Annotated in this window: 15 protein-coding genes; 5 read left to right on the forward strand and 10 right to left on the reverse strand. The window is 43.0% G+C overall.

Annotation, left to right across the window (positions count from 1 at the left end; translation table 11 throughout):
• Window positions 1-2: 2 nt before the first annotated feature.
• The 4 genes from pstA to aceA all read left to right on the forward strand — a co-directional run bounded on the left by pstA (window position 3) and on the right by aceA (window position 5,523).
• Window positions 3-1,658: a phosphate ABC transporter permease PstA gene (gene pstA, locus ACRRSW_RS08460; RefSeq protein ID WP_432453647.1), complete on the forward strand. Its 1,656-nt coding sequence runs from the start codon at window positions 3-5 to the stop codon at window positions 1,656-1,658.
• 27 nt (window positions 1,659-1,685) lie between these two features.
• Entirely contained in the window at window positions 1,686-2,504 is an 819-nt protein-coding gene (pstB, locus tag ACRRSW_RS08465; RefSeq protein WP_432459103.1) for a phosphate ABC transporter ATP-binding protein PstB, read from the forward strand.
• Between the two features lie 23 nt (window positions 2,505-2,527).
• Complete coding sequence (gene phoU, locus ACRRSW_RS08470) at window positions 2,528-3,232, forward strand: phosphate signaling complex protein PhoU (protein WP_432453645.1); 705 nt, start codon at window positions 2,528-2,530, stop codon at window positions 3,230-3,232.
• A 980-nt stretch (window positions 3,233-4,212) separates the two neighbouring features.
• Window positions 4,213-5,523: an isocitrate lyase gene (gene aceA, locus ACRRSW_RS08475; protein WP_432453644.1), complete on the forward strand. Its 1,311-nt coding sequence runs from the start codon at window positions 4,213-4,215 to the stop codon at window positions 5,521-5,523.
• 168 nt (window positions 5,524-5,691) lie between these two features.
• On the opposite strand, the gene ACRRSW_RS08480 is transcribed toward aceA, so the two are convergent.
• The 5 genes from ACRRSW_RS08480 to ACRRSW_RS08500 all read right to left on the reverse strand — a co-directional run bounded on the left by ACRRSW_RS08480 (window position 5,692) and on the right by ACRRSW_RS08500 (window position 10,978).
• Window positions 5,692-6,270 (reverse strand): ACP phosphodiesterase, encoded by a 579-nt coding sequence (locus tag ACRRSW_RS08480; protein ID WP_432459104.1) that lies wholly within the window; start codon window positions 6,268-6,270, stop codon window positions 5,692-5,694.
• 31 nt (window positions 6,271-6,301) lie between these two features.
• Complete coding sequence (locus tag ACRRSW_RS08485; RefSeq protein WP_432459105.1) at window positions 6,302-6,919, reverse strand: MarC family protein; 618 nt, start codon at window positions 6,917-6,919, stop codon at window positions 6,302-6,304.
• 486 nt (window positions 6,920-7,405) lie between these two features.
• Window positions 7,406-7,855 carry a CBS domain-containing protein gene (locus tag ACRRSW_RS08490; RefSeq protein ID WP_432453641.1) on the reverse strand — a complete coding sequence of 150 codons (450 nt, stop codon included), beginning with the start codon at window positions 7,853-7,855 and terminating at the stop codon, window positions 7,406-7,408.
• Between the two features lie 479 nt (window positions 7,856-8,334).
• The gene (locus ACRRSW_RS08495) at window positions 8,335-9,636 is read right to left on the reverse strand and encodes an anti-phage deoxyguanosine triphosphatase (RefSeq protein ID WP_432459106.1); all 1,302 of its coding nucleotides are present in this window, start codon (window positions 9,634-9,636) and stop codon (window positions 8,335-8,337) included.
• A 121-nt stretch (window positions 9,637-9,757) separates the two neighbouring features.
• Entirely contained in the window at window positions 9,758-10,978 is a 1,221-nt protein-coding gene (locus ACRRSW_RS08500) for a pyridoxal phosphate-dependent aminotransferase (protein WP_432453639.1), read from the reverse strand.
• Between the two features lie 169 nt (window positions 10,979-11,147).
• Here ACRRSW_RS08500 and ACRRSW_RS08505 point away from each other — a divergent pair, with 169 nt between their 5' ends.
• Window positions 11,148-12,065, forward strand: coding sequence for a LysR family transcriptional regulator (locus ACRRSW_RS08505; RefSeq protein WP_432453638.1), 918 nt, complete (start codon window positions 11,148-11,150; stop codon window positions 12,063-12,065).
• A 19-nt stretch (window positions 12,066-12,084) separates the two neighbouring features.
• On the opposite strand, the gene ACRRSW_RS08510 is transcribed toward ACRRSW_RS08505, so the two are convergent.
• From ACRRSW_RS08510 to nrdA, 5 genes are all read right to left on the reverse strand, one after another.
• Window positions 12,085-12,435 (reverse strand): DUF3802 family protein, encoded by a 351-nt coding sequence (locus ACRRSW_RS08510; RefSeq protein WP_432453637.1) that lies wholly within the window; start codon window positions 12,433-12,435, stop codon window positions 12,085-12,087.
• A gap of 92 nt (window positions 12,436-12,527) precedes the next feature.
• Window positions 12,528-13,358 carry a hypothetical protein gene (locus tag ACRRSW_RS08515; RefSeq protein WP_432459107.1) on the reverse strand — a complete coding sequence of 277 codons (831 nt, stop codon included), beginning with the start codon at window positions 13,356-13,358 and terminating at the stop codon, window positions 12,528-12,530.
• A gap of 523 nt (window positions 13,359-13,881) precedes the next feature.
• Window positions 13,882-14,169 carry a class I ribonucleotide reductase maintenance protein YfaE gene (yfaE, locus tag ACRRSW_RS08520; protein WP_432453635.1) on the reverse strand — a complete coding sequence of 96 codons (288 nt, stop codon included), beginning with the start codon at window positions 14,167-14,169 and terminating at the stop codon, window positions 13,882-13,884.
• Window positions 14,169-15,299: a class Ia ribonucleoside-diphosphate reductase subunit beta gene (nrdB, locus tag ACRRSW_RS08525; RefSeq protein ID WP_432459108.1), complete on the reverse strand. Its 1,131-nt coding sequence runs from the start codon at window positions 15,297-15,299 to the stop codon at window positions 14,169-14,171. Before nrdB ends, yfaE begins: the two co-directional genes overlap by 1 nt.
• Window positions 15,300-15,346: 47 nt before the next feature.
• Window positions 15,347-17,632 carry a class 1a ribonucleoside-diphosphate reductase subunit alpha gene (nrdA, locus tag ACRRSW_RS08530; protein WP_432453633.1) on the reverse strand — a complete coding sequence of 762 codons (2,286 nt, stop codon included), beginning with the start codon at window positions 17,630-17,632 and terminating at the stop codon, window positions 15,347-15,349.
• Between the last annotated feature and the right edge of the window lie 2 nt (window positions 17,633-17,634).

The following is a 17,634-nucleotide window of genomic DNA, read 5'->3' on the forward strand; positions in this document are numbered from 1 at the left end:
CGATGAATAAGTGGTTTAAATCAGGTAACCCGTGGATTTGGATGACCGCCGGGGCTGTTAGCATTAGTTTGGTTGCAGTTGTCGGCTTGTTGTTACTGATTGCGGCTCGAGGTTTGGTTTATTTTTGGCCGAGTCCGGTAATGGAAATGGAAGTTCACCAGTTTGGTAAAAACCAAACGGTCATTGGTGAGCTATATGAAACCGAGTTAGTTCCAATTGAGCGTTTACAAGCTTCCGGTGCGAATACCGAAGGCTTGGATGGTGCATTTGTGGAGCGCTTTTTGATCAAAACGGGTAATCGTGAATATGTGAATTTAGATTTTCGTTGGTTAAGCGAAAACGAAATCGTGTCCAAGCGCACACCTAAAAACATCGCGGTCGTCGAGCGTAGAACTAACGGTAACTTTTATGGTTATGTAGAAGGGATCATTAAAAATGGCGTGCATATTGAGGCAGCAAAAGATAATCAACATACTCAATTATTCGAGTTGTTAGATCGCTCAAATGGGATCATTAAACAAGCTGATGCTTTACAGCGGCACAAAATTGGTGGGGTGAACTATCAACTTGAGCGCTTACGTTTGAAACAGCGTCGATATGAATTGGATGATGCATTGACTGCCGAACATCTAGCGGATATTGAGGCGCAGACTAAGCAGCTACATGAAGAGTATCAAGTTTTAGAGAAGCAGTTATTTGCTTATCGAGATGAGGCTAAACGAGACCAATTAATCATTCGTGATATGCGTGGTGAATTGGTCACCATCCCGATGAACAATGTACTAGATGTGTTTTTCCCGAATGAAATGAACGGCTTTCAGAAGCTCGGACATTGGCTGCATCAGGCTGGTAAATTTGTGGTTGATGAACCGCGTGAAGCGAATACCGAAGGCGGGGTATTCCCGGCTATCTTTGGTACGGTATTCATGGTGATGTTGATGGCAGTGATTGTGACGCCGTTAGGGGTGGTTGCGGCTATTTACCTGCACGAGTATGCCGCAAATAATGGCTTCACCCGCTTGATCCGGATTGCTGTGATTAACCTGGCGGGAGTTCCCTCGATTGTTTATGGGGTATTTGGCTTAGGTTTCTTTGTTTATATGTTAGGCGGCAGTATTGATTCCTTGTTTTATACGGAATCCTTACCGACACCAACCTTTGGTTCGCCGGGCGTTATTTGGTCAGCTTTAACTTTAGCTATTTTAACTTTGCCAGTGGTGATTGTTTCTACAGAAGAAGGTTTATCGCGCATTCCTAGCGCAGTACGCCAAGGGTCGCTGGCCTTAGGGGCAACCAAAGCTGAAACCTTATGGCGGATTGTGATCCCCATGGCAAGCCCGGCAATTATGACTGGTCTGATTTTGGCGGTTGCTCGTGCTGCGGGTGAGGTTGCGCCACTGATGTTAGTGGGGGTGGTGAAACTTGCGCCAACTTTACCTGTAGACGGCAATTTCCCCTTTGTTCATTTAGAACGTAAATTTATGCACTTAGGTTTCCATATTTATGATGTTGGCTTCCAAAGCCCCAATGTCGAGGCGGCACGACCTTTGGTATATGCCACCGCATTTTTATTGGTCACGGTAATCATTGGCTTAAACTTAGCTGCGATTCAAATCCGTAACCGTTTACGTGAAAAGTTTAAAACGTTAGACCAATAAGCTAACGGCAAATTTGTAGGAAAAAAAATGATTTCTTTGAATACAGAACTTCGTCGAGATACAAAATTAGATTTGGCTAACTTAAGTGCTGAACAAACCGCATTAGAGGTTAAAAATTTAGACCTCTATTATGGGGATAAACAGGCTTTGTTTGATGTATCGATGAAGATCCCTAAGGGACAAGTTACCGCCTTCATTGGTCCATCCGGTTGTGGTAAATCAACCTTATTACGTTGTATTAACCGGATGAACGATTTAGTCGATATTTGTAAGATCAGTGGTGAAATATTGCTGCATGGCCAGAACATTTACGATAAGAGTGTCGATGTTGCTTCGCTGCGTCGCAATGTAGGGATGGTTTTTCAACGCCCCAATCCATTTCCAAAGTCTATCTACGAGAATGTCGTTTATGGCTTACGTTTACAAGGGATGAAGGATCGTCGAGTATTAGATGAAGCGGTCGAACGCTCATTGCGTGGCGCGGCAATTTGGGAAGAGGTGAAAGACCGTTTGCACGATAATGCCTTTGGTCTATCGGGTGGTCAGCAGCAACGTTTAGTGATTGCGCGAGCGATTGCCATCGAGCCTGAAGTGTTGTTACTGGATGAACCAACTTCGGCCTTGGATCCTATCTCGACTTTAACCATTGAAGAATTGATTAATGATTTAAAGAGTCGTTATACGGTGGTTATTGTGACTCACAACATGCAGCAGGCGGCCCGAGTCTCCGACCAAACGGCCTTTATGTATATGGGGGACATGGTGGAATATGCGGATACTAATACCTTATTTACCACGCCAGCGAAAAAACAAACCGAAGATTACATTACAGGCCGTTACGGTTAAGTCCCCGTGACTGAGGAATTATTATGGATAAGTTGAATATGAACAAACACATCTCTGGCCAGTTTAACGCTGAGTTAGATCATGTGCGTAATCAAATTATGGCGATGGGAGGTTTGGTTGAGCAGCAGCTTAAAGATGCCTTAAGTTTATTAAATCGCCCCAACGCTGAGTTAGTGATAAAGGTCATCAATACCGATAGTAAGGTTAATTCTTACGAAGTTGCTATTGACGAAGAGTGCACTCGTATCATCGCTAAACGTCAACCAGCCGCGAGTGATTTGCGGGTCGTAATGGCCATTATTAAAACTATCGCGGATTTAGAACGAATAGGTGATGCTGCGGCGAGCATCGGTCGTATGGTTGAGCGGAATATGGATAAGCCTTTAAAGGCTTCATTGATTAGCTTAGAGCACCTAGGGCAACACACCGCGAAGATGTTGCATGACGTGTTAGATGGTTTCGCTAGAATGGATGTGGATATTGCTTGGCAAGTCCATCAAGAAGATAAAAAAGTGGATAAAGAATATGAACGACTCATCCGCGAATTGATGACGTACATGATGGAAGATCCTCGCTCGATCCCACAGGTGCTCGATGCATTAAATGCTGCTCGCGCCATCGAACGGGTAGGAGATCGTTGCCAAAATATCGCTGAGTACATCATTTACTTTGTGAGAGGTAAAGATATTCGCCATTTGGCAGGAGACGAAGTCGAAAAACTACTTTAATCTGAGTTTTTCTATTAAAAAGCTGGCAATAAGCCAGCTTTTTTATTTGCTATTTCTCAACAATAACGCTGCGACTGCAGTTGATGCTGATTATTTTTGAGCAATTATTACATTTTTCACAGCTTGCTGGTCTGAGCTGTTATGACCGCAAGGTTTGTTTTATAACAAGCTATTATACGTATTCCTACCGATAGAAAAATCTCCGTTTTAAACATTTGAATCGCACAGCAAAAGCTAAACGTTTAAAAAACAATCTAAGATTATGTTTTTTAAAACCTTATATTATGTATTTTGTTTTCATTGTTTACCTTTTTGCAACGTTAACCTTTACGTAAACGTAAATCAATCAATCTCATCTCGTATCTTAAAAAACAAAAATAATTAAATTACGTAATTAAGTTTCATAATTAGACCTTGGTGGTAAGTTTTATCTCGCTGATAAATTCATTTTATAGAGTGATAACTTTAAATAATGCTTTGCTTTTAATTTATCTGGTGATATAAAAAACAGGCTCTTGAGGGTTAATTAAAACGGTCGTTTAATTTATCAGTGGCTTTATACTTTAGTTTTAAGGGGCTATTCGGTGATAGGTTTTTGATGTAAGTTGAATTACAGATACGTAATAATTACATTACTATCTTTGATTTAAAGCCTATCGATAACTTGAGATTTGTTGCTTTATTGTTAACTGAAGTGTTTGGCTAACTTGATGATTGCTGATTAAGTTGAATGTTCACTTGGTATGCGGTTATGCGTATATAAAGATTGCGAACATAGTAACAATATACTTAATAATGCATCCTCGTCGTCAAATAAAGGGTTTAGGTGATAACGATAACAAATCAAGACGCAGCATTATTTGGGTCGATTGACCGATTGCCGAGAGGCTAATCGCAAGTATAAGCGGTGTAAAACAAACTAGGTGAATACGCAGTACAGTTCGCTGTACTCAGGAATGAAAGTCGAAGAGGGATTGAACATGACATTAACAAGAGAACAGCAAATTCAAGCATTAGAAAAAGATTGGGCCGAAAATCCTCGTTGGAAAGGGGTGAAGCGTCCTTATAGCGCTGCAGAAGTGGTTAAGTTGCGAGGTTCGGTCATCCCTGAGAATACGATTGCTCGTCGTGGCGCTGAAAAATTATGGTCTTTGGTGAATGGCCAAGCTAAAAAAGGTTACGTGAATTGCTTGGGGGCTCTCACGGGTGGTCAAGCGGTACAGCAAGCTAAAGCAGGGATTGAGGCGATTTATTTGTCGGGTTGGCAGGTAGCGGCTGATAATAACTCTGCATCAAGTATGTATCCTGATCAGTCGCTATATCCAGTCGATTCGGTGCCTAAAGTGGTAGAGCGGATCAATAATTCTTTCCAGCGAGCTGACCAAATTCAATGGGCAAGTGGACTTTCTCCCGCAAATGGCGGTTTAGATTACTTTTTACCCATTGTGGCTGACGCTGAAGCTGGATTTGGTGGGGTTTTGAATGCTTTTGAACTGATGAAAAGTATGATTAAAGCAGGCGCTGCAGGTGTGCACTTTGAAGACCAACTCGCTTCGGTGAAAAAGTGTGGTCATATGGGAGGGAAGGTGCTGGTTCCCACTCAAGAAGCGGTACAAAAGTTGATCGCAGCCCGTTTTGCGGCCGATGTTGCCGATGTTCCAACTCTGGTGATTGCTCGTACCGATGCAAATGCAGCCGATCTATTAACTTCTGATGTTGACCCTTACGATGCAGAGTTTTTGGAGGGTGAACGTACCAGCGAAGGTTTTTACAAGGTTAGAGCGGGTATCGATCAGGCCATTAGTCGTGGTTTAGCTTATGCAGAATATGCCGACTTAATTTGGTGTGAAACTGCAACGCCTTGTTTAGAAGAAGCACGTAAATTTGCCGAAGCTATTCATGAAAAATACCCAGAGCAATTGCTTGCTTATAATTGTTCGCCTTCGTTTAATTGGCGTAAAAATCTAGATGACGAAACGATCGCTAAATTCCAACAGGAATTGAGTGATATGGGATATAAATACCAGTTTATCACCTTAGCTGGGATCCATAATATGTGGTACAACATGTTCGATTTGGCTCATAACTACGCTCAGGGCGAGGGGATGAAACACTACGTTAATATGGTGCAAGAAAAGGAATTTCAAGCTGCTGATCGTGGTTATACCTTTGTCGCCCACCAGCAAGAAGTAGGGACAGGCTATTTTGACCAAGTGACTAACGTCATTCAAGGCGGTAAGTCCTCGGTGACTGCCTTAACAGGATCTACCGAAGAAGAACAATTTAGTTAGTAATCGAACGATTGACTAAATTTGTACAGAATAAGATCAGTTTAACTGACGTTGTTCGTTAATTTGGCAGCCTTTTGGCTGCCTTTTCTTATTGAAGCGCTGTGAGGTTCAAGTTGAGTATCACTAACTCGCGTTAGTCATTTGGCGCCGAGTATATGTGAGTTTGATTTATGTCGATTGTAAATAGTGGTTAGCTTGAACTAATACTTGGCGATATAAATCCAAACAGACAGCGTCAATATCAGTGGCGTGTTGTTCTAAATCATGGGCCATGAGCACGAGTGGTGCCGGGCGGCGTAGGCGTTGGCTAATAGCTTCAAGTGTTCGGCCCAAGCTGGCCCGATGATGGTATTGATGTAACCAATCGTATTGTTGCATCCGCTTCGCGGTAAGCTTTGCCTGGGCTGGCAAGGGGAAGTTAGCGAGTTGCTGATAGCAGTGCTGAATAAAATCGCTGCGGTTTAGTATCGAGAAATCTTGCCAATGTTGACTGAGTAAATGGTCGAAATATACGTCGAGAGCGATCCCAGCATAGCGGCGTAGCTTGGGTCGAAAACAATGCTGTAAACCGGTTTTGATCACCATCTGGTCAATGAAGCTGTCGATATGTCGATGCAGTAAAATACCTTGTTGCTCAAACAGTGGATAATTTTTCCAGGCCTTACCTTTGACAAAGTCACCTAAAAATGCACCAGGAATCGAACTCTTCGTTTGTTGAGCAATGTGGAAATGCGCGAGATAGTTCATTTTGTGAAACTGATGTCTGTGGTGTTATTCATTAATGATACGCATCGATAGCACCATAGATCCCTTCAATGAGCATTTGGCAACCAATAACCGCTAAGATCAGACCCATTAATCGAGTAATAATATTGATCCCTGATTTTCCGAGCAAGGCTTCTAGCTTTTGTCCAAAAATGAAGAACACGAAGGTGATCAAGCACAATAGAGCAAATGCGCTTACGGTTATCGCAATATCTTGCCAAGCATTTGAAGCTGAAAAACTCATTGCGGTGGCAATTGTTCCTGGGCCAGCCAAAATAGGTACTGCTAAAGGCGATATTGCAATATCTGTATCGCTTTCCTCTGAGGTTTTATGCATTTCGGAATGTTCTCCATGGAGCATATTGTAGCCGATGAGAAAAACTAAGATGCCACCAGTAATCCTGAGTGCTGGGAGGGTAATTCCAAACATGTGGAAAATGGTTTTACCTAATAATGCGAAGGCTAAGATGATAAAAAATGAGACCATTAATGCTTTAATTGCGATGGCTTTTTGCTGTCTTTCAGCTAACTGACCGCTTAATCCGATAAATACTGTGGTATTTGCAATAGGATTCATAATGGCAAAGAAGCCGAGGAATACCGTAATGGCGTGTTGGGTCAATTCATTCATCTGAAATCCTTATCGCTGAAGAAGATAGCGTTTACGGTCAAGGTGGTTCGCGACCGAAGTTTTTGATTTGTGGCGAGAGAGGTCGGCGATTGGTGAAGTCAGTTCATGTTTCTCAATTGCTAGCCTTTCTTACAGAGTTGCCAAAATATCGTAAGCTGAAACAAGACAGATTAACAGAGCTTTAGGCCTTTCTCGAGCTAAAAAAAATCCAGCACTAGGCTGGAAAAAAACATAAGGAATGGCTAATACGGGCTATTGCTGGAGGCTAAATAGCAGGGGCGATTAGCGGCCCCATAAATCGACTTATTCGAAACGACTGAATACGACGCTAAAGGATGGAAGCACCTCGCGATTTATGTGATAAAGAATACCGTGATATAGATCACAAAACAACTTTTATTGTAATTTTTTTACTTAATTTTTATTCTTTTTTAGTCATTTTTGTGAAAATCCAAAGTAATACAATGAACTATGTAGTAATTATACTTAATCTTCGGTGTTTTGCGGTTCTTGTTCCGCTAACATTTCTAGCAAGGATATGGCTACACCAACAAAATCTGTATCAGTAATTATGCCTAATAACCGTTTACCTTCTACGACGGGGAGGCAGCCGATACGATGTCTTTCAATGTGTTTAGCGGCTTGCTCAACACTCGCTTCGGCGGATACGGTGTGTAACTTGGTAATCATGATATGTTTTAGCATGATTTGTTGTTCATGGGCACGTCTTTGTTCTGGAGTGGTTTTTGTTAATGATGATTCTTGCGCGGCGAGTAAGGTTCGTTCACTGACTAAACCGACCAGTTGCTGTTGCTTGTCGAGGATGGGCAGGTGGCGAATTTTGAATTCCTTACACAGACTAATCGCTTCTTCTAAGGTAGTTTGTTCAGTGCAAGTGTGTGGCGTAGTAGTCATGATGTCTGCAATTTTAATCATAACGAGCACCTCTGGTTGTCATCTCTTCTTTAAATCTAGAGGTTCTCGGTGAATTTGGGTTGATAAAAATCAACGAATTTTGTGCTTTTTCAAGGTGCGGTACAGACTTGTGGTGTTGCTTATAAAAGCGATGAAAATATCGTGAATTATCTTGCTAAATTGATGAATATCTACTGCTCATTCCCTTCGTTTTACTTCTGATCTTTGTTGCTGGTTCGAGCTTTGGTGATGGTTTTTGGGGCTGCTTGTTATTGGCTTTAGTGAGGTCGATGGTAGGAAGCGGTGTTCGCTAGATACATCATGAAATAACAGCGAATAGGTGAGCAAGCCGAAGGGCTTGGTTGAGCATTGTTTACTTGCTCCCTATGAAACAGGGCTTAACGGTAGGCTATGAAGTCTGCCTACCGTGAGTCGTGATAAAACTGCCAATGAACACTCGATTTGCGCGAGTGTTCTCGTTTATTTCTGCTGAATGATGGCTAAAACAGTTTGTGATAGAGACGATTGGCATAGTCATCAGTCATGCCCGCAATATAATCAGCAATCACGCGTGCTTGATTACTTCCATTTTCGCCTGCTTGTAGCCAACGGGTTCGGGTATTTAGTGGCAACAAGCGCTCAGGGTCGCTGGCAAAGGCTTGAAATAGCTCCATGACGACTTGTTGGCCTTTGAAACGGGTCATTTCTATCTCAGGGGTTTGAATGACATAATGTAAGACGAAACGCTTAAGTACGTCTAAGGCTTGCGCCATGGGGGGCTCCATGGCGGCTTGTAAGTCCAATAATGGATCGTCGAACAGTTGTTGATGACGAAGCCTGATAGAGGTGATAAAGGCATTTACTAAGCTGCCTATCGCATCTTTTTGATCATAGTGATGTTGGCTGAATAGTTTTACGGATAACTCGCCAATTTCATCGGCTAACCAGCAATCTTTGATATCGGCAATCGCCGAGGCGACTTGTTCTTGCCAATCGTGGCGGCTGACAATACCCATGACAATGGCATCTTCAAGGTCGTGCACACCATAGGCGATGTCGTCGGCTAGTTCCATAATGGAGCAGTCTAAAGACTTAAAGCTGCTCTTACGATGTTGCTGGCTACTCACCTCGCGACTTTGTACGAAACGTTGGCGATCGTTTAAGCTAAAGCTGGCAAGGACCCAGTTATATAATTCACGGTCGTCATCATAGATCCCTTTCGCAGGGGTCCAATCTGCAACCTTTAACTGACGGAAGCTTTTGGCTTCTTGAGGCAGTGGTTGGCGCTGTAAGTGACTTAATAAACATGGGTATTTGATAATACCTAACAGAGTTCGTCGCGTCAGGTTCATGCCATTCGACTCGGTATACGGCTCTAATTTAGTTAAGATCCTAAAGGTTTGGGCATTGCCTTCGAATCCCCCGTGATGACGCATCATATAGTGCAGCGCGACTTCTCCACCATGGCCAAAGGGAGGGTGGCCGATATCATGAGCGAGACATAAACTCTCAATGAGATTTAATTCGGGTAAAAAGTGATGTGGTAGGTCCTTTAAGGAGTGAATGTGGCCGATAATGCCTGTACCAATCTGCGATACTTCCAGCGAATGAGTTAAGCGGGTTCGGTGAAAGTCATTACTGCCGATGCTGAGCACCTGAGTCTTGTTTTGTAAACGACGAAACGCTGCAGAATGAAGGATCCTCGCTCGATCTCGTTGCCAAGGAGTGCGATGATCATTGCGTCGTTGATTTTGTTCTTCAACAAATCTTGCTGTGCCATCTTGTTCGAACAGTCCATTCATTTGGTGGGCTCCCACTACTACACATTCACTACCTTACACTACCTTTAGTAAAAATAGTATGTGCTTAATTTTAAGCAAAAAAAAGGCACCAAAGGTGCCTTACTATTTTCAGCCGAGAGCTTTAATCGACTTGCCGATAGCCATCTAAAAAATTTGCAATTCTTCCTATTGCTTCCCTTAGCTCTTCTTCTCGAGGTAAAAAAACAATCCGAAAATGGTCAGGTTTGGACCAGTTAAAGCCAGTACCTTGTACAATTAATATCTTTTCCTGCTGCAATAAATCTAGGGCAAATTGTTGGTCGTCCTTAATGTTGAATTTTTCCACATCAAGTTTTGGAAATAGATACATTGCGCCTTTGGGTTTTACGCAGCTAATTCCTGGGATATCGTTCAGCAGTTGCCAAGCAAGGTTGCGTTGTTCATATAAACGCCCCCCGGGAACAATTAATTCATTGATACTCTGATAGCCGCCGAGTGCTGTTTGAATTGCATGTTGCACGGGCACATTGGCACATAAGCGCATCGATGCCAGCATGTCTAAACCGTCGATGTAGTCCGTCGCGCGATGTTTCGGACCACTAACGAGTAACCAACCAGAACGGAAGCCACATACGCGATAAGCTTTGGATAAGCCGTTAAAGGTTAAGGTGAGCACGTCGTCAGATAATGTCGACATCGGGATGTGTAAGGCATCATCATAAATAACTTTAGAATAGATCTCGTCGGCAAATAGAATCAAATTATGTTCACGCGCCAATTCAACCAGCTCGAGAAGAATTTCTTTGCTATATACCGCTCCTGTTGGGTTATTTGGGTTGATCACCACCAAGCCTTTGGTACGAGGTGTAATTTTACTGCGGATATCGTCTATATCGGGAAACCAACCTGCTTGTTCATCACATTCGTAGTGAACTGGATTACCGCCAGATAAGGTTACGGCAGCTGTCCATAGCGGGTAATCGGGTGATGGGACTAACATTTCGTCGCCGTTATTTAGCAGTGCCTGCATCGCCATCACGATGAGTTCACTAACGCCATTACCGAGATAAATATCTTCGAGGGTGGTGCTACGTAGTCCTTGTAACTGGTAGTGGTGCATTACTGCTTTACGGGCCGAAAATAAACCTTTGGAGTCGCAGTAACCCTGAGCTGTCGGCAGGTTATGGATCACATCGACTAGAATTTCTTCAGGCGCTTCAAAATTAAACTCTGCAGTATTGCCAATATTTAACTTCAGTACACGGTGACCTTCTTCTTCAAGGCGTTTGGCTTGCTTTAATACAGGACCTCGTATGTCATAACAGACATTGTCGAGTTTATGGGATTTCGCTATTTGATACATGATAGTTACAGCCTTAGATGGATATGCTTATTAACTTATTTTTTGAGCTTGCTTGCAAGCCTTTGCGATGAGTATTTATACTTTTTTAGAATTTTTTATGGCTGATGCGATTTTGTGCGATGAGTTGATGATAAACTGCTACTTATAGTAGATTTTTCATTGTGAGACTATGTTAGAACTCAAGCATTTAAAAACCTTACAAGCGCTTCGAGAAAGTGGCTCCTTGGTGGTTGCCGCTCAGCGTTTATGTTTAACTCAGTCCGCTTTATCTCATCAACTCAAAGATCTTGAATCACGTATTGGCGCTAAACTATTTGTCCGAAAGACCAAACCATTACGCTTTACCATGGCGGGTTTAAGAGTATTAGACTTGGCCGATAATGTTATAGAACAGGTACAGCATACAGAGCGTGAATTGAGCCGTCTAGTTGGCGGTCAGGCTGGGCGGCTGCATCTCGCCATTGAGTGTCATAGTTGTTTTAATTGGTTGATGCCCGCTATCGATCATTATCGTGGCTTGTGGCCAGATGTGGAATTGGACTTTAGCAGCGGATTTAGTTTTGAACCCTTACCCGAACTTGCGTTGGGGCAGTTGGACTTAGTGATTACTTCTGATCCCCAAGTGTGGGAAGGGATTAGTTATTGGCCATTGTTCTCCTATCAACCGACATTAGCGTTAAGTCCTAATCATCCCTTGGTGAATAAACCGATCATCGAACCGGAAGATTTTTCCAAGCAAGTGCTAATTTCCTATCCTGTGGATAGTCATCGTTTAGACCTCTTTAATTTGTTTTTGGACCCCGCTGGTGTGGAGCCCTTGGCGATCCGTAAAGTTGATATGACCATCATGATGATGCAGTTGGTTGCCAGTGGCCGGGGAGTTGCGGTATTGCCCAATTGGGCATTAACTGAATATGTTAATAAAGGTTATATCGTGACCCGCCCCTTAGGGGATGGAACATTGTGGCAAAACCTTTACGCAGCCCGAGCTCAAAGTCATCAAGATAGTGCCTACATTGAAGCCTTTCTAGACATTGCCCGCGAGCATTGCTTTAGCCATTTAGAGGGAATCAAACCGATAGTCTAAAACGGCTTTTATTGAGTTATTAGATGGGGTCGATGGCAATCAATTGATTATCGAACATATTCTTGATAAGGCCCACAAATTCATCGATAAACTGTTGCTGCTGCTGGGTTGGACTGCTCATCCAAACACCAGATAAGACTTGTTCTAAGTCATTCATCACCGCGTCCATTTCGCGAATAACGGTGAAGCGATGTTCACTATCGAGGTGCTCGTGTTGGCGACACACTAACATCACGTTGTCAGATAACTTTTCAGTGACATAATCGCATATTGTTAACGGATTCTGTTGTGCCTGCGTATGTTCAAATAACGCAAGATTGTCACTTAAGAAGCCAATTAGCTGAACGTAGCCTTCACTATCAGTTACCATCGTTCTGTTTCCCTCTTCAACTTTATCTTTATCTGTTTAGTGTATAACGAAATATGACTTAAAAAAAATGTCAGTGAACAAATATGTTAGCTCTATAAGGTCTGAGTTAACTCAGCAGACTGAATATAGGCTTGATTACAAGAATTGGGTAGATAAAGTCTCGGATTCGCCCGTTTTAGATCGCTTAAATGATATTCTAACAAACGCTTGTCTATGGGAGCTGTGCTTTCAGTTTGTTGTAGCCAATTGACTAAGGATTTTGTGTTCTGTGCAAATGCCTGTTCTAAGTCGACGATTTGTTGTTTAGTTTTTTGTATTTGCTCCACATTTAGGGGGGAACGCTGTACTAAATTAATCAGGTAAGGCGTCAGCTTGTGGGCTTGTTTAAAATAACTATCACGAATAGGGACAGGAGACAGCTTCAATTGCTGCTGGCGTTCTAGTTGACCGCAGATATGATTCGCTTTAAGTAAGCCTACGGTTTGTTGGATCACTTGGTTGATATCAAAACCTTCGCCGTACATTTCATGGATCCCTGTGGCTAAGTCATGTTTAGCCAGCCGTAATTTGGGAAAGTTGAATTGTTCTCGAGTAAACACTCTTACTCGGTTAGGGGCCGCATGCCGGGGGACGATAATCGCCAGTTGATCGCGCTTTTGCTCAAAATATAGGTTGGCAATCGCGTGCTGTTGTTCACTTAAGCTAATCAGCCGACCACTAATTTGGCAATCCACGGACTTAGGTTTATCACCGATCTGGTTGGCACTAACATATTGTTGAGGATAATCGGGTAATGCCTGAACTTGTCCCAGTTGGCGCTGCAAATAGTGAGTTGCAATGGCGGCACGACAAATGGCGGTTTCACCTAATGGCTCGATGTTAAATACCTTCCAGGCAATTAATGCAACCATGAGTATTAACATACTGCTACTCATAACAATCAATGGTTGCCGTCGAATGATCATAACTGCCTCGTAAACTAGAAAATAATAGCCATAGTGTGTTTATCTGTTGTTTTTCAAAAAACTAAAGGACTATTTAGAATTATAGCGTCTTACTTGGCAGCGCTTGATCTTCTTTTCTCGGTGAATTTTCTAGCTAGCTTAAACTCGGCGCATACGTCGTGTTAGCACGCCAACAAGCTGTCTAGCAGAATTGCCAATTTAAAGTTCTTTACAGGACAAATTTTACAACCTTGTAGTGTGAACTTATGGCCGACTAAGGCCGCGTGCGTTTGGTGATTATTTAAACTTGTTGTTTAATTATTTAAGGCAAAGCAGCGTTTGAGAAAACTAGTGCCGGCATGAATCATTGCGCGTCGCGTCGCGTCGCGTCGCGTCGCGTGGCGATTGATTCGGTTCTCATTTTAAAGTCATCGTTTCGTCGTTAACAATTAGCTGACTGCTTGGGGCGAATGCCCCAACTTTAAATATTATGCTCGTTATTTTAGGCGGTTTTTTGTTTGACCGGAGGTCGCGTCGCTAATTCGATCCTTCCTTTGGGTTTACTACAACAGGTGAGGACTTGGCCTTGGGGAATATTGGCTAAAGGGGGCGTGGAATATTCAACTTCCCCCTTTAATAGGGTGTTTCTACAAGCGCCGCAGACACCTTCTCGACAATGATATTCAGGATTAAATCCTGCCTGCTCAAAGGCTTCTAGAATACTGCGATGGTGGCTATCAACCACCACCTCAATACCATCAGCGATCACTCGGCCTTCTTGATGCGGCATTACAGCTCAAAATCCTCAAAGTCATCGACTGCAATGGTTGAGTCAATTTGTCCGACGAGGTAGGAACTGATTTCAGCTTCTTGTGGTGCGACCTGTACATTGTCTGAAACTAGCCAAGAATTTATCCAAGGGATCGGGTTACTGCGGTCTTCAAAGCAAGGGTGTAAACCCACGGCTTGCATTCGGTTATTGGTTATATATTCAACGTATTGACAGAGGATCTCTTCATTCAAACCTATCATTGAACCGTCTTTAAATAGGTACTTGGCCCATTGTTTTTCTTGTTCAGCTGCATCGGTAAACATCCGCCAAGCGTCTACCTCACATTCGGCCGCTATTTCGGCCATCTCAGGATCGTCTTTCCCTTCGCGCATTAAATTAATCATGTGCTGGGTGCCTGTGAGATGAAGAGCTTCGTCACGGGCAATGAGCTTAATGATTTTGGCATTGCCTTCCATGAGTTCACGTTCAGCAAAGGCAAAAGAACATGCAAAGCTTACATAGAAGCGAATTGCTTCAAGTACATTAACCGACATTAAACAAAGGTAGAGTTTCTTTTTCAACTCACGAAGTGAGACGGTGTAAGGCTTGCCATCGAGCAGATGCTCTCCTTCGCCATAGAGGTGATACATTGAAGAGGCTCGAATTAAATCGTCGTAATATAGTGCAATGTCATTGGCTCGCTTGATGATTTCTTCGTTTTCCATGATGTCATCAAAGACTTCACCGGGATTTCCCATCACATTACGAATAATATGGGTATACGACCGCGAGTGGATGGTTTCACTGAAAGCCCATGTTTCTATCCAAGTTTCGAGTTCAGGTAGGCTCACCAAAGGCAATAGAGCGACATTGGGAGATCGTCCTTGAATACTATCCAGCAAGGTTTGGTATTTTAAATTACTAATGAAAATATGCTGCTCATGTGCGGGCAATTTTGCATAATCGATGCGGTCTCTGCTGACATCCACTTCTTCTGGACGCCAGAAAAATGATAATTGCTTTTCAATTAATTTTTCAAAGATAGGATGACGTTGTTGGTCATAACGAGCCACGTTTACTGGCTGACCAAAGAACATGGGTTCTTTGGTGGAATCGTTGGCTGTTTGGGTGAAAATTGAGTAGTTCATCTACATTATTCCTAACAATTTTTTGCGCCTAAGCGCGTAAACTTGGCTTAAATTTTACATGCACCGCCGGCGCAATCATCATCTTCTGGCTCGGGTTTCATATTATCGTGCTGGTCGCTAGCTCCATCACGAGTATTATGATAATACAGAGTTTTTACGCCATATTTATAGGCGGTTAGCAGGTCGGCAATCAAGATTTTCATGGGGACTCGATTACCCACAAAGCGTGATGGATCGTAGTTAGTATTAGCCGAAATACTTTGGTCAACAAACTTTTGCATTAAACCCACTAATTGCAAATAACCGTCATTATTTGGAATATCCCAAAGTAACTCGTAGCTATTTTTGAGGTTTCCAAAGTCAGGCACCACTTGTTTTAGAATGCCGTCTTTACTGGCTTTTACACTGACGTAACCGCGTGGCGGTTCAATGCCATTGGTCGCGTTGGAAATTTGGCTGGAGGTTTCCGATGGCATCAAGGCCGATAAGGTTGAGTTACGTAAGCCGTAAGTGGTGATTTCTTGGCGCAATTCTTCCCAATCGTAATGCAGCGGCTCGTTGCTTAATTGATCCAACGATTTTTTATAGGTATCGATGGGTAGAATACCTTGCGCATAGGTGGTCTCATTGAACATCGGACAGGCACCTTGCTCCTTGGCAAGACGCATCGAAGCTTTTAACAGCCAGTACTGGATTGCCTCAAAGGTGCGGTGGGTTAAATTGTTGGCACTACCGTCACTGTATTTGGAACCATTCTTAGCCAAATAATAGGCATAGTTAATGACCCCAATCCCTAAGGTGCGACGGCCAAATGACCCTTTTTTCGCTGCTAGTATGGGGTAGTCTTGGTAATCGAGTAAGCTATCTAAGGCTCGAACTGCAAGATCTGACAAGTCTTCCAATTCGTTGAGATCTTCAATTGCACCTAAATTGAAAGCCGATAGAGTACATAGGGCGATTTCACCATTTTCATCATGCACATGCTGTAACGGTTTGGTGGGCAGTGCAATCTCTAAACAAAGGTTTGATTGACGAACTGGTGCTTGAGCCGGATCAAATGGGCTATGGGTATTACAGTGGTCGACGTTTTGAATATAAATACGTCCGGTAGAAGCACGTTCCTGCATCAATAAAGAGAACAAATCAACGGCTTTAATCGCCTGTTTACGGATACTAGCGTCTTGCTCGTATTTTAGATAAAGCTGCTCGAAGGTATCTTGATCTTCGAAAAATGCATCATATAAACCCGGTACATCGCTGGGCGAAAATAAAGTGATGTTTTCACCCTTCACTAAACGTTGGTACATTAACCGATTCAGTTGCACCCCGTAGTCCATATGACGAACCCGGTTATCATCAACGCCTCGGTTGTTCTTGAGTACTAATAGTGACTCGACTTCGAGATGCCAGAATGGATAGAAGATAGTTGCAGCGCCACCACGCACACCACCTTGTGAACAGCATTTAACCGCCGTTTGAAAATACTTATAGAAAGGGATACATCCAGTATGGAAGGCTTCTCCACCACGGATCTCACTACCCAAGGCGCGGATCCGTCCAGCGTTGATGCCAATGCCCGCACGCTGTGATACGTAAGTTACAATCGATGATGCGGTGGCGTTGATGGACTCTAAGCTATCACCACACTCAATCAATACACAGGAGCTGAATTGACGGGTTGGGGTGCGTACTCCCGACATGATCGGTGTTGGCAAGGAAATCTTAAATAAAGAGGTCGCATCGTAAAAACGGCGAATGTAATCCAAGCGAACTGATTTGTCATAATGGGCAAATAAACAGGCTGCTACTAGGATATACAAAAATTGGGCACTTTCGTAGATCGTGCCAGTGACGCGGTTTTGTACTAGATATTTACCTTCCAGCTGTTTTACTGCTGCATAGGAAAAGTTCATATCGCGCCAGTGATCGATAAACTCATCCATTTGGGCAAATTCTTCCACGGTGTAGTCTTTCAGCAAATGCATGTCATAAAGACCAGCTTCACATTGTTTGACCACATGTTCGTAAAGCTTCGGTGGTTCAAACTGACCGTAGGCTTTTTTTCGTAAGTGGAAAACCGCTAAACGAGCGGCTAAAAATTGGTAATCGGGCGTTTCTTGAGAAATTAGATCTGCAGCCGCCTTGATAATCGTTTCATGGATATCTTTGGTGGCCATACCATCGTAGAATTGAATATGTGATTTTAGTTCGACCTGTGAAACGGATACATTTTTAAGGCCCTCGGCGGCCCATGTAATCACTCGGTGAATTTTATCCAAATTAATGGCTTCTTGTTTACCGCTACGTTTGGTTATCAGTAGATCTGTATTCATGA

Source organism: Agarivorans sp. QJM3NY_25 (genome assembly GCF_050870875.2).
Classification (GTDB): Bacteria; Pseudomonadota; Gammaproteobacteria; order Enterobacterales; family Celerinatantimonadaceae; genus Agarivorans.